Raw genomic sequence first — 13,639 nt, forward strand, 5'->3', positions numbered from 1 at the left:
CGATAAGAGACTTATTTCTGATGCTTCACCATTAAGCTACTCCAACAAGTTGGAGGTGGGACTCGAACCCACAATCCTCAGCTTAGACGAAGTAACTCTTAGCTACGGCATCGGCTAACTTTCCATAAGAAAGGGCAACAAACCAGCAGAGACTATAGATTTTCAGTCGAAGTAACTCTGATGTACGGCACCTTCCTGTAAGTTCAAGGAGTAAAAGCGAAGCGAGTATAGGGGCACGCCAGCCGGGAGTCGAACCCGGAACACTTCCTCCGAATTACCGGAGCATGTGATTCCTCCCCAAGAGCGAAGTAACTCACTTCTACGACATCCTTATTTCTCAAAGAACAATTCTATACTATATACTACTATATCTTGTAAACCTCCTCTCGCCAGAGGGGAGGGATCATCACAACGCTATCTTCTCTATTTCTGCCAAGGCACGTCCGCCTTCTTCAAGCGCTGCCAGCATATCGAAGACTTTATCAGACCAACCTGCTATCAGGTGTACTCCATCTTCGCGTACATCGACCGGAGTGTTACCGTACCCCGCCAAATCGAACAGGTATAATTTTGCATGTGGTGCAATCGCTTTGTATTGCTTCCACCAGGTTGCTATGCCTGTCTGCGATCCGGCATGGCTGTTCCACAACTGGCAGTCGGTAAACATCATTACTTTATCTACCACTTTTCCTTTGGCGACAAGGTCTTTTATCACCAGGTATCCGTTGGTAGAGTAACCTACTTCACCTTCGCGGTTGTAAAACTCCTGCACGTTGGCCAGTATATTTCTACGCGATACATTAATTATCTTCCATGTGTCACCAAACATACCGGTACGCACATCTTCACAACGCGACTGCAGTAGCATGGCCAGCATCAACCCGATGTCGTAGCACATTACTTTACTTTTAGCAGACACCGGCTTCTGCATTGAACCTGACACATCGCATGCAATCACTACCGAAGTGTCTCTTCCAAAACCACGGATATTTCCCGCGCTCTGCTCAACCGCTTTCTCCAAAGCATCCAGCACCATAGGCACTCCGCCACACGTAAGTTGTTTTACTTCACGATAAGCCGACAGGAATCGGAAAGGAAATTGTCGCGACTTTGCAACGGCATCTCTATTCGCCAGATGATTACATACTTCTGCCAGTATATCTTTCGATACACCAGCCTCCAGTATATTTCGCAGGTTACGCAACAACGCCATATAACCCACTTTACCACTGGTGATCAGCTCTTCCCATTTCGCACGGAAAGCAGCCTGCTTCACTTTTTCATTGGCAAATTTATTCTGCCCCAAAGCCGACAGTTCGGTCTCCCAGGTATATGGAACATCCAATATACCTTTGGCAATCTTATCAAACACCACTTGCTGCTGCTCATTAACCGCTTTCGGGTGAACGATGAACAGTGCATCTTTCAGTTTAATCTCGCCTGCACGATCGTACTTGGCAAACTGATACTCATCAAACTTATTGAATGCATCCGCCAGTCCATGCTGTATCTGCTTCGATAGTTTGTTCAGTTTCTTAGAACCTTTTCGTTCGTTGGCTGCCTGGTAATACGCCAGCAACTCAGTGATCTCGTCAGCACGCTGCACAACACCTTTTACCGTTTTGCTTACTATATCTTTACCCGATTGTGTCTTGGCTAATTCTACCGCCAGCACTAATGGCACGCTACGCATGTTCATTTTAGTACGGGTATATATAGCCAGTCGCGCAACAAAAGCAGGATCATTCTTGGCGATCAGGTTACGGATACGCTTTAAACGTTTATCCGCAGACTCATAAAATTTATCGTTCAGCGATGTAGTGACGATCGCACTATATAGTTCAGTACGTTCATTCAGGGCAAACGCTTCTGCACCTTCGTGATTCTTTACCTTGTTTTTTGCTTTACGAAATACATTGAATCTCATAACCGTTGTCGTTTATTTGATGACACAAAGGTTATGACCTACTGCGCAGTCTTTTTGCGCAATGAATTATTCCTGGCAATTTTTTCTAAAAATTTTTTATCCTCTGAAATAACCAGGGCTATAAAAAACAAAGGCCTGCAAATCCTGTGGACTTGCAAGGCCTTCCCCTCCGTAAAATAACCTGTAACTACCCTACTACGGAATATTGATGGTACCTAAATCTGTTACTGCACCCAGCGATACCGTTACACCGGTTCTTTCGGTTGCTTCGTAACCTGTTTTAGGACTAAACTTTACTGTATAACTGCCCGGCTCCACTGCACGCACCAGGAAACGTCCTGTTGCATCGGTATAGGCAGTAGCAATGGTATCGCCAACCGTAGTGCGCACTACATATATAGCAGGGGTTGATGCTGCAGGATTTACCACTCCTTTTATAGCGCCACTGGTAGCCTCGCTCAATGTACGGATCACCGGCTTCAGACTATATCCGCCATTGCCCTTTGTTACAATAGAACGTGCAGCATCGAAGTCGAGTGTGAGGCGATAAGTAACACCTTCTATCAAATCGGCTTGCACATTCAGTTTCAATCCCGATTGCTGTGCGCTTGGAGTTTCCAGTAGTTTGGTTTCACCATCAATCTTCACACTGTTATTATCGCCCAATACCAATCGCACCTGCGATACGCGACCGGCTGGTAATTCTAGTGTGCCGAGCAATGTATCAAGCCCGTTGGTAAGCTTGAGTATATTATATACTCCCGGTTTGATGTCCAGAGTTTTCCATCCGGAATCCTGATCGCCCGCGGCTGTATGTACTTCAACTTCCTGGATGTCTATATTTACCTCCTCATAATCGCCCGGAGCATCCGTCAGTCGCACTTCCAGTTTTGCATTCGAGTTATCGCTGCTGCAACCTGTTGCCCATGCTGCCACCAGAAATAAATACACGAGTCTCTTCATAGTCCTTTGTTTTTAATGGGTTCAATAAATACTTGTTTGTTTTTCGATATAGCTTTCGGGGTTATAGCACAAAGGATCACCCTTACCCCCAAAGCACAGATGGCTGATACTACAGATTAAACGTTTCTTTTCTCTCTACAGAACATATCGGCAGACCAGCTGCTTTATTTCGTGGTTGAATTACCAGCAGAGAACGGGAAGTTTGTAACGGGAAATAACCGCAATTGGAATTTATCTGAAACAATGACTACGCAAGAACCACAAATCCTTGCTTCCGAGATATTCATCTCCTTCTTTTTCAGCAAGATGCTGTGTGGAAAATTACTTCGGCTATACAGGAAAATTTTCTGAATGACGCTTATGGAATCCGGTTCACTACAGCATCTTACTACAAACCTGCACGTATGAAGTATTGCTTTGCCGTTACTTTCCTTTTTATATCCGTGTTGCTCCTCGCGCAGGAGGGAACACGCACCGTAAGCGGTCGGCTCACCGCCAGTGATGGCAGCCCGTTGCCAGGGGTAAGCATCACGATAAAGGGTACGCTGACAGGAACCACTACCGATGTGGATGGCTACTACTCATTAAATGCGCCCATAGGCTCTACGTTGGTATTTGCCTTTATAGGAATGAAAACGCGCGAAGTTGAGGTTACAGCCGATAACCTGAACCCCGTACAAGGCAAAGGCAAAACACCGGCATCGCGAAAGAAGCAATCAAAAACTATTACACAGCCTTTCATCATTTCTCCAAACACAGACTCTACCCAAAACGGAATTGCCGTGCTTGACGACAAGACTCCGGTATATATATCAAATTATCCTACCATAGATCCTCAGAATATAGCTTCCATCAGGTCATTGAACCGGGTGCTGAATAAAAAGAATCGCGGTATTCATACATACAAAGTAAAGATGTATACCGAATCGAATAACCACAGAAGCAAGATGCAATTCACTACCTCGATAGGCATTGAAAGGATTACACAAACACCTGATTTACAAAACCGCTATGCGCAGGGCGAATCGCAGGGAGGCACAGAACTATGGAAAGGACCTGACACACAGGAGATATTTAGCTGGGGACCGCTTATGCGTACGCTGCAATTTGACGGCAGTAATTATTCGTTTGATAAAAATGGGATGTTAACCACTACGGGCAGTGGGAAACTTGCTACTATATATACTGCTAAAAATTTTTTCCGCACCGGAGTTACTGCCTCTCAAAATCTTTTACTCTCTCTAAGAGGCCCCGGGCAAAGCACCGTTTTGCTGGAGGCCGGAAGAAAAACACGTGGTGGTATTATACCGGGATCAAAATCCGCTCAGAATAATTTTATACTTCAGCTAAAGAAACTAAAGATCAACAACAACCTATCATCGGACGCGAGCCTCACCTATAATTATTCGGATGGCACATTGGTAAATCGCGGAGCAAATCTCTCCAGTATAACAGGTGCCGTATGGCGCACACCTGTTTCATTCGATAATACCAACGGGCTATCGCTTCGCACCGCCAGGCATTCAACAGAAGCTTCGCGGCTCAATGATGGTACTGTGCGCTCGCAGGCACCCGGTCTTGTCGATAATCCATACGGACTGGTGCAAGAGTTACCCGACAATGAAAACGCAAAACGTTTACTGGCAACAGCAACGATACGCTACTCGCCTCCGTCACAATTTTCTCTTACTATAAACAACAGCTTTGATAAGCAATGGAGTGATGCAATCTTCGGCATGGCACCGGGACTATCAGGATATATACCCGGGCGACTTACGCAGCGTAATGAGAAGCAGACCTACTTCAGTACCATTATTTCTCCATCATACCGGATCAGCAGCGGCTATGATGAGATCAACGCGGGTATATCGTATCAGTTTAATTATCAAACTCGCGGACTCAATCGTACGGACGCATTCGGATTCTCTGCCGACACTTGGAATAATTTATACCGGGGCGATTCAATTATAGTATATACGCAGCAACGGTCGCGAAACATTCATGAGATACTATGGAATATAAATTACACACATGGCTCATGGCTTGTAGTTCGCCTGGCCAACCGAAGTTATTTCTCCAACACATTATCATCCTCCCGGTATACTAACTTCTTTCCTACCATTGGGGCTAAAATAAATCTGCAGGAATTGGTATATATCGATCCTCTATATGAGTGGTCGGTATACGGCACCTTTGCCCAGTCGCTAAATGAAGCCCCCCTCGTATACTCCAACTGGTCTTACCTCTCTTCGCAAAAAAGTGCACAACAGTATAATACCTTTTACGAGTCTGCCGAAATACTATTTAACCGAGGTCTTTCTCCTGAAACGGAAAACAAGTTTGAAGCAGGTATGAAATTCAACATTCTGAATCAGTTAACGGCCGACTTCACATACTATCATTATACTACCGATAATTTTATTGCCCCGGTCTGGAATGGCAGTAGCTACCAATTGCTTAATGCAGCACGTGTTGCCAACCAGGGTATAAATGTTTCCTTGGGATATACCAGGTATTCCGATGTAATCGATTGGGGTGCATCCGTCCGATGGTCGAAATATACTTCTGAAGTAACAAGACTCTACTCATCTGAAAATTATATACCCATGGCAGGCTTCAACACCACTGCCAAAGTATTGGCCGCAGGCAAACCACTGGGCGCACTGTATGGTACAAGCTATAAACGCAACGATGCAGGACAGGTAATTATTGGCGATGATGGATTTCCGCTGGTAGATCAAAATCTAAAAATGATTGGTAATCCGATTCCCGACTGGACAGCGGGGCTGGATATGTTTATTCAATGGAGACGTTTTCGCGTATCCTGTCTTTTTGATTTCAAAAAAGGAGGTGATGTATGGAATGGAACCAGGGCGGCATTGGATTATCTCGGCCGATCGGAGAGCTCGGCAAATGAGCGCACGGTAAACAACTATATATTTGAGGGCATACACGAAGACGGGCAAGTCAATACTACACCGGTAAGCTTCTACGATCCCGCTCAACCTATAGCTGCTAACCGGTGGGTGCGCTATGGCTTTACCGGTGTAGGCGAAAGCTATATAGAAGATGCTTCATGGATACGCCTCAGCGAATTGATGGCTACCTATACTGTTATTCTGCCCGATAAAAAAATTCACGAGGTGCGGGTATCACTGATTGGCACCAATCTTTTCCTGATCACACCCTACTCCGGTGTCGATCCATCGTCATCATTGTTTGGCTATACCAACGGCACTGGCCTCGATCTTTTTAACGTACCCGCTACCCGCACATTTACTGCACGTGTTACCATTAAAATCTAACACTATGAAATTTACAAAACCCGCATATATAGTAATGCTTGTTGGCCTGGTTACGCTTACGGGCTTTCAGAAATCGGAAGATGATTTTATCAGCCTCATCAAAGAACAGCTAAACCTATATTCAAAAAATCACCCGGAAGAAAAAGTATATCTTCAATTCGATAAGCCATTCTATAAACCGGGTGAAGATATCTGGTTCAATGTATTTCTGCTCGATGGCAGCACACACAAGCCATCTTCTACCAGCGATGTGGTATATATAGAATTGAGTGACCCCAAGGGTAACAAAGTATCTACTTTGAGTCTTTTTGTAAAGGATGGTACAGCACGCGGAGATTTCAGTTTGGAAGAATCCGTAGCAGGCGGTATATATTCTGTGACGGCCTATACGCGATGGATGCAAAATGCAGGCGAGCTAAGTTATTTTTACAAAAAAATACCCGTACAGAAAGTCATAACTCCACGCCTGCTACTAAAGATAGATTTCGAGAAAGAAGCCTACGGTCCTGGTGATGAAGTAAACGCTACATTAACAGCCAGCGACCTGAAAAATATACCTCTCGCAAATGCTGAAGTACATTCAACCATACGCCTGCAAGGCGAGGTAATTAATACAAACAACTATACCACAAACGAACAAGGCAAACTTACTGTGAGTTTAAAATTGCCCGGTGACCTTTCCACCACGGATGGTATTCTGCATTTACGCATTACCGCGCATGGACAGGAGGAGTCCATAACACGATCTGTACCTATTGTGCTGAATAAGATAACACTGAAATTTTATCCGGAGGGTGGCGATATGCTGAGCGGCACGAACTGTCAGGTGGCTTTTGAAGCATTGAATGAATTTGGAAAAGGGGCTGATGTATCGGGCTATATTGTGGACGAACGCAATACTGTGGTTACTTCCTTCACAAGCTTTCACATGGGCATGGGAGCCTTCAATTTTATACCGCGAGAAGGTCACACCTATAAAGCACGTATAACAACACCCGCAGGCAACGATAGTTTATTTTCATTGCCGACAGCAACGCCATCAGGATATACTATACACCTAGAGAGAGGAAGCGCATCAACATTATCCGGCATTGTTCAGGCATCACAAACAGGAGAAGCATTCCTGGTAGGGCAATCACATGGTATAATATACTATGCCGAAAAAATTCTGCTGAAGAAAGGCGCCAATCCCGTCACAATTAAATCCAATCTTTTCCCGGCAGGTATAGCAGTATTTACCTTGTTCAATGCTGAGGGGCTCGAAGAGGCCGAGCGACTTGTATTTCTGAATCAACAGAAAACTTTGCATGTAACGATCAATACCGACAAGAAGAATTATACACCACAGGAAAAAGTACAGATAACAATACGCACGACCGATGATGCCGGCAAACCTGTGCCTGCAAAATTATCTTTGTCCGTTGCCGATGACCAATTGATTTCTTTTGCCGATGACAAACAGGATAATATACTCTCATGGATGTTTCTGTCTTCGGAGTTGAAAGGGAAGATACAGGAACCCTCATTTTATTTTGATCCGACTGAGCCGAAAGCATCTGCAGCATTAGACTATCTCATGCTTGTTCGCGGCTGGAGACGATTTACCTGGAAAGAAGTTTTCAGGAACAATACAGCCATAACGTGGCTCCCCGAAAACAACAGTACCATTTCGGGGTTTGTACTCGATCCGCGCAACAATAACACCGAAGCCGAAGTAACGTTGCTTGAGTTGGGCAATCGCAGAAGAATTGCCAAAGTAAAAAGTACCCGCAACGGACAGTTCACTTTTAAAAATATAGATGCCTCTACATCTATACTGTTGTTGACACGAAGACCCAATCAGCTCAGCATTCCTGAACGACCTGTGTTTTCTTCTGCATCGCTGCAATACTCCAATAGTTTACAGATCAAGGAAAGTACAGTGCCTGTTGTTATCGGCTCACCTACGCGCCAGGATGTTATGGCTTCTACGCCCACGCAGGGCTCCATGGATTTTTCAATGGAAGAAGATGTAGCTCAACTGCAGGAAGTTGTAGTAGTGTCGTACGGTGTCGAAAATAAAATGGCACTCACCGGCTCGCTGGCAAATATTTCGGGCGCTCCTATTGAAAATATACCGGCCTATTCTTCCACCGAAAATATACTGCAGGGCCGTGTATCAGGTCTGCAAATACAACAACAAAATGCAAATGCCGGCAGCTCCTCTACACTTACTTTAAGAGGTATAAATTCATTCGGCAACGGGCGTAACGAACCGCTGTATGTAATTGATGGTATACCGATCAGTACAAACCTGAGTGCTAACTATCCTAACGGAAGTATTCTGAGCACGGAAAACATTTCTTCCATACACGTTCTGCAAAGCCCTGAAGCTACAGCTCTGTTCGGCTGTATGGCTGCGAATGGTGTTATCCTGATCAACACTCGCTCCTTTATACCAAGCGGTAGTTTTTCAAGAAAAATGCGCAAAGAGAAATATGCCAGTCTCCTGGTTGCACCACGATTATTCTCTGTAACACGTGAGTTTTATACTGACACTTCTAAAAAACAAAAATCAGATGAACGTAAAAATTTTCAGACTACCGTTTACTGGAATCCTACTATTGTAACAGACGAAAAAGGCGAAGCACAGATCAGCTTTAACAATAGCGATGCAACATCGGCTTTTCGCATTACGGCAGAAGGTATAACGGCCAACGGATTGATTGGTCGTAAAGAAGAAATATACTCTGCTTCATTACCCTTTACACTTGATGCTAAAATGCCTGGCTTTCTTGGGTTTGACGACACTCTTCGCCTGCCTGTAATGGTGAAAAATACACTGCCCACACCACTCGATGCAGAACTTATGGCAGAATTGCCAACAGGTTTAAAGGCATTGTCAGCCACAAACATTTCTGTTCATGTAGAACCGGAGAGGACAAAAACATACTGGATTACGCTTGTAACCGATCATACCATCGGTACATTTCCGGTTACGATCTGGCTGCGAGGCAAAAAATATTCCGACAAGATCAGTCAGAGTATATCTGTTCACCCGATCGGTTTCCCTATGAAGCTAAGTTTCTCGGATAAAAACATAGAGAACAATCTGCGGTTTAAAATAAACGATATTGAAACGGGAACTTTGCGAGGAGAGTTAACAGCCTATACAGATATAGTGAGCGATCTCTTTGCGGGTGCAGAAGGGATTTTACAACAACCTCATGGATGTTTTGAGCAGGTATCATCTTCTACGTTCCCCAATATACTGGCGCTGCAATTCATGAAAGAAAGCGGCCAGCTTCAACCCCATGTTGAAGCATTGGCCTTGCAGTATATTAAAAGCGGGTATAAACAATTAACCGCTTATGAAATAAATGACGGAGGGTTTGAGTGGTTTGGACATCCGCCAGCACACGAAGCGCTCACAGCATACGGACTGCTTGAATTTCTGGAAATGAAAAAAGTATTCAACGATGTTGATGATGCCATGCTGAGTCGCACCCGCGATTGGTTGCTAAGCCGCAGAAAAGGTGATGGTACTTTTTTGCAGAATCATGGCAAGTATGGATTTTCAAGCGCATCGGCAGAAGTAAACAATGCATACATGGTATATGCATTAGCCGAGGCCGGAGTTACCGCACTGGAAAAAGAGTATAGCAAAAGCCTGGACGAAGCGTGGGCCAGTAAAGATATGTATCGCATGGCGCTGATGGCCAATGCAGCCCATCGCCTGCAAAAAGAAAATGACTATACGCAGTTAATCGCATACTTCTTACAACAAATAAAAGACGACAGAGGATTTAATAATTTAAAATGCGATCATTCCATCACCAGGAGTTACGACAACTCCCTGCTTATTGAAACAGTGTCGTGGTGGTGCATAGCCATGTTACAATCGCGCGATAAAGATCTCGCTACGATTAACCAGTGCATCCAGTTTATCCGGTCAAAGCGGTCGTTCGGAATGTTTGGCTCGACCCAAGGCACAACGGTAGCCCTACAGGCGCTTACACGCTACGCAGCCTTAATAAATAGCAACCGCGAAAAAGGAGAGATCGCAGTAGCCGTTAACAGCACTGTTACCGATAAATTCTCCTATACTAAAGAAACGCATGATAAGATTGTGTTAGACAAATTCAGTCAACAATTACACAATGGCACCAACGTGGTGCAGATAAAATTCAACAATACTGGCGAAGCACTTCCATATTCATTAAACATTCGCTGGAATACAAAGGCACCGGCATCTGATTCTGCATGCCGTGTTCAGATAGATACCAGGCTGACACAATCTGCTATAAAGATGAGTGAGACCGTACGATTTACAGCTACTGTACGCAATCTAAAAAATGAAGGTATACCCATGACCGTAGCACTGATCGGAATTCCCGGAGGGCTTTCATTGCAGCCCTGGCAGTTAAAAGAGATGCAGGAAAAAGGTGTGTTCGATTTCTATGAAATACTGGACGACCGATTGGCTATTTACTATCGTGAGCTGGAACCCAACGCTATACGTGTTCTTCATTTCGATCTGAAGGCAGAAGTTTCCGGGAATTATACCAGCAGAGCAAGTTGTGCTTATTTATACTATACCGATGAGTATAAACACTGGGTGAAGGGGAGCACCGTGAGCATTCAATAACATATAACTATAATTTTACCCCACATGCCCGGATCCAAGTCTCACCAACAGCACGACCATACGCACAGAGACTTGGATCTGCATGACAACCAATTAACACTCACTAACGAAAATATTTTTGAAGAGCCTTGCGCTTACATGTGCGCAGGTCTGTTATCAGACTTCTTCAGTATGCTTTCTATCGCTCTGCGCAGTCGGCCGATCAGGTCAAAGCGTGAAGAAGATGATGAAGTATATTTCTGTTCAGCATACTCCGGCATAAATCGCGGGTCTGTTAACCCGTTCATAGTAGAAAGCGATGCTTGTCGTATAAAATCTTTTCTTGTAGTCATAACGCAGGTGCTGAGATGCTCAGCCGTAAATACACTGCAATATTACGGCTCCTGTAAGCAGCTGTCTAAAAGATGTAATGAAACCAATCAATATACTTTTGCAAAGGGTTGAAATGACATTCCAATGCAAACGTATGATACCTGTAGTGGAGTGAACATTCTGCTCATTTTTTACAAAGTGCTCTATATAAATATGCCCTTGCAGATACCTTGCAATCGTTTGGCATTAACTGTTTAAAAAGAATTTTCTGTATTTGAAAAACATGCTGATCTTCGCGGCCTGAAAATTTGTTATGCATCCGGGCAACGCAGTGGCTACACTGTTAAGCTGGCGTAACGAAATAAAGGACCTTATATAGTATATGAAAAAAAGTTTGTTCGCATTGCTGTTGGGTGGTTTGGGCATTGGCACCACCGAATTTGTCATGATGGGTTTATTACCCGACATCGCTAACAATTTAGATGTATCGATACCCGTAGCAGGATATCTCATTTCTGCTTATGCATTGGGCGTAGTGATCGGTGCCCCACTGTTAGTAATTCTCGCTGGTGGTTATCCTCCTAAAAAAATATTGATCACACTTACCATCATGTTCACGGTGTTCAATGGCTTGTCAAGTCTGGCACCGGGATATATATCTTTATTCTTCCTTCGCTTGTTATCAGGCCTTCCGCACGGAGCCTTCTTTGGAGTGGGAGCTGTAGTGGCCAGTCGCCTGGCTGATAAGGGTAAAGAAGCACAAGCTGTATCAATCATGTTTGCCGGGCTCACTATTGCAAACCTGATGGGTGTTCCGCTTGGTACATTTCTCGGGCACAACTATAGCTGGCGCTATTCATTTTTACTCATTGCTGCGATCGGGTTGATCACGTTACTCTGCCTGCAATTGTGGATGCCTAAATTGGAGAATAATAACAAAACCAATATAGCCGAGCAGCTTACATTCTTTAAGCGTTTGGATGCATGGCTCATCATTAGCATTACCGCTATAGGTACCGGTGGACTCTTCTGCTGGATCAGCTATATAGCTCCGCTGCTCACCAACGTATCGGGCTTCTCTGCAGACCAGGTTCCATTTATACTCTCCTGGGCGGGTCTGGGTATGCTTGTTGGTAACCTGATGGGAGGCTGGCTGGCCGATCGCTATTCACCCGCTAAAACATCTTTTGCATTGCTGCTGTGTATGGTGGCATCGCTTATACTGGTATCGTTCTTCTCACAGTATAAAAGTATAGCGCTCATCACTACATTTATCACGGGTGCATTGTCGTTCTCACTGGCTGCTCCTATACAGATGCTAATGATACAGACAGCACGCGGAGCCGAGATGTTTGCTGCGGCAGTATCGCAAGCTTGTTTTAATATAGGCAATGCGTTGGGTGCTTTCCTCGGAGGTCTTCCGTTAATGGCAGGCTACTCCTATACTTCTCCGGAATGGGTTGGTGTATTTATGGCGTTGATCGGTGCGGCTTCTGCAGCCATGTTAATACGCGGCACGCAAAAGAGCATAGTAACACAGCCCCAGGCATAGTACTGATATAATCGAACTAATATAGTAATGCACCTGAAATCCTCAGGTGCATTTTCGTTTCTTATAGGTATGTTTGCAGCATGGAAACAGCCGATAGCTTTCTCGATTTGCTGGCCGAACCAGCTAAACGCGCGCTGCAACGTGCCGGTATAAAAACACTCGATCAGCTTTCGTGGCTTAGCGAGAAGGAAGTGCTTGAACTTCACGGCATGGGCCCCGGCAGTATAAACAAGTTGCGAAAAGCACTTGATGCCAAAAATCTTTCCTTCCGTAAGAAGTGATCTATACAGTATCTATATATTTTACTTCTCTACTTTATCATACAACTTTAATCCTTGCAATAACCGGTTTATTGTTTTGGTCATACGGCTTACCCGTGTATCAAGCTTCTTAGCAGAGAAGATATAGTCTATATAGAATTTCTGCTCGCTATCAGAAAGTGCGTTGAAGAATTCTAGCGCAACTGGTTCATCGCGCAAACACAACATCAGTTCTTCAGGTACTTCAAGCGGATCGGTATCCGGATACAGTATAACATGAACATAATCACCTTCCTTCTTTTTTATAGCCTTTCGTATCTCGGCCTTTACGGGCAAAAATAACTTGCCATTGCCCATCGGCATCAAGTGACATTTCTGTATAGCGTAACCATCAATTGTTCCTTTGACTTTTACCGCTCCAAAGGGTTTAGCTTTATTCTGTACTATCTGAGGTATACGTGCATACGTCCAGCCGCCTTTGCCCTGAAAGCGTTCGAGTTTGTATTTCTTATCAACGAGAGGTTTCATTCAAAAATCTTTCCTGCATACCAATGAAATATACTATACGAATTACAGGAATATAGTTGCCCAATATGCGTAAATAAAAAATCATATACAGGATACTGAAAACCGCAGACCTTCGCAACATATATACTATGTGCGTTTTTCGATATAGCCATCGGGGTCTGCAGG

Annotated in this window: 8 protein-coding genes; 4 read left to right on the forward strand and 4 right to left on the reverse strand. The window is 44.4% G+C overall.

The window, feature by feature from the left end; all coding sequences use genetic code 11:
* Positions 1-406: 406 nt before the first annotated feature.
* On the reverse strand, positions 407-1,927 hold the full coding sequence (locus tag VIN08_RS00025) for a TROVE domain-containing protein (protein WP_331958329.1): 1,521 nt from the start codon (positions 1,925-1,927) through the stop codon (positions 407-409).
* A gap of 195 nt (positions 1,928-2,122) precedes the next feature.
* The gene (locus VIN08_RS00030) at positions 2,123-2,890 is read right to left on the reverse strand and encodes a DUF4382 domain-containing protein (RefSeq protein WP_331958332.1); all 768 of its coding nucleotides are present in this window, start codon (positions 2,888-2,890) and stop codon (positions 2,123-2,125) included.
* Positions 2,891-3,201: 311 nt separating this feature from the next.
* Between VIN08_RS00030 and VIN08_RS00035 the strand changes: the two genes are divergently transcribed.
* Positions 3,202-6,195: a TonB-dependent receptor gene (locus VIN08_RS00035; RefSeq protein ID WP_331958335.1), complete on the forward strand. Its 2,994-nt coding sequence runs from the start codon at positions 3,202-3,204 to the stop codon at positions 6,193-6,195.
* Positions 6,196-6,199: 4 nt separating this feature from the next.
* Complete coding sequence (locus tag VIN08_RS00040) at positions 6,200-10,822, forward strand: MG2 domain-containing protein (RefSeq protein WP_331958338.1); 4,623 nt, start codon at positions 6,200-6,202, stop codon at positions 10,820-10,822.
* Positions 10,823-10,956: 134 nt separating this feature from the next.
* On the opposite strand, the gene VIN08_RS00045 is transcribed toward VIN08_RS00040, so the two are convergent.
* Positions 10,957-11,154, reverse strand: a complete 198-nt coding sequence (locus tag VIN08_RS00045; RefSeq protein WP_331958341.1) for a hypothetical protein — start codon at positions 11,152-11,154, stop codon at positions 10,957-10,959.
* A gap of 362 nt (positions 11,155-11,516) precedes the next feature.
* Here VIN08_RS00045 and VIN08_RS00050 point away from each other — a divergent pair, with 362 nt between their 5' ends.
* A complete protein-coding gene (locus tag VIN08_RS00050; RefSeq protein WP_331958344.1) occupies positions 11,517-12,686 on the forward strand; it encodes an MFS transporter in 1,170 nt (389 codons plus the stop codon).
* Between the two features lie 80 nt (positions 12,687-12,766).
* Positions 12,767-12,967, forward strand: a complete 201-nt coding sequence (locus tag VIN08_RS00055) for a DNA-directed RNA polymerase subunit alpha C-terminal domain-containing protein (protein ID WP_331958347.1) — start codon at positions 12,767-12,769, stop codon at positions 12,965-12,967.
* A 21-nt stretch (positions 12,968-12,988) separates the two neighbouring features.
* On the opposite strand, the gene VIN08_RS00060 is transcribed toward VIN08_RS00055, so the two are convergent.
* On the reverse strand, positions 12,989-13,474 hold the full coding sequence (locus tag VIN08_RS00060; RefSeq protein ID WP_331958349.1) for a YdeI/OmpD-associated family protein: 486 nt from the start codon (positions 13,472-13,474) through the stop codon (positions 12,989-12,991).
* Positions 13,475-13,639: the final 165 nt, after the last annotated feature.

This window comes from Ohtaekwangia sp., from assembly GCF_036568665.1.
Taxonomy (GTDB): domain Bacteria; phylum Bacteroidota; class Bacteroidia; order Cytophagales; family Cyclobacteriaceae; genus Ohtaekwangia.

What these genes read in the sequence shown, in the direction of transcription:
- VIN08_RS00025 (WP_331958329.1), bottom strand. Translation starts at nt 1,927, where the DNA reads ATGAGATTCAATGTATTTCGTAAAGCAAAAAACAAGGTAAAGAATCAC.
- VIN08_RS00030 (WP_331958332.1), bottom strand. Translation starts at nt 2,890, where the DNA reads ATGAAGAGACTCGTGTATTTATTTCTGGTGGCAGCATGGGCAACAGGT.
- VIN08_RS00040 (WP_331958338.1), top strand. Translation starts at nt 6,200, where the DNA reads ATGAAATTTACAAAACCCGCATATATAGTAATGCTTGTTGGCCTGGTT.
- VIN08_RS00045 (WP_331958341.1), bottom strand. Translation starts at nt 11,154, where the DNA reads ATGACTACAAGAAAAGATTTTATACGACAAGCATCGCTTTCTACTATG.
- VIN08_RS00050 (WP_331958344.1), top strand. Translation starts at nt 11,517, where the DNA reads ATGAAAAAAAGTTTGTTCGCATTGCTGTTGGGTGGTTTGGGCATTGGC.
- VIN08_RS00055 (WP_331958347.1), top strand. Translation starts at nt 12,767, where the DNA reads ATGGAAACAGCCGATAGCTTTCTCGATTTGCTGGCCGAACCAGCTAAA.
- VIN08_RS00060 (WP_331958349.1), bottom strand. Translation starts at nt 13,474, where the DNA reads ATGAAACCTCTCGTTGATAAGAAATACAAACTCGAACGCTTTCAGGGC.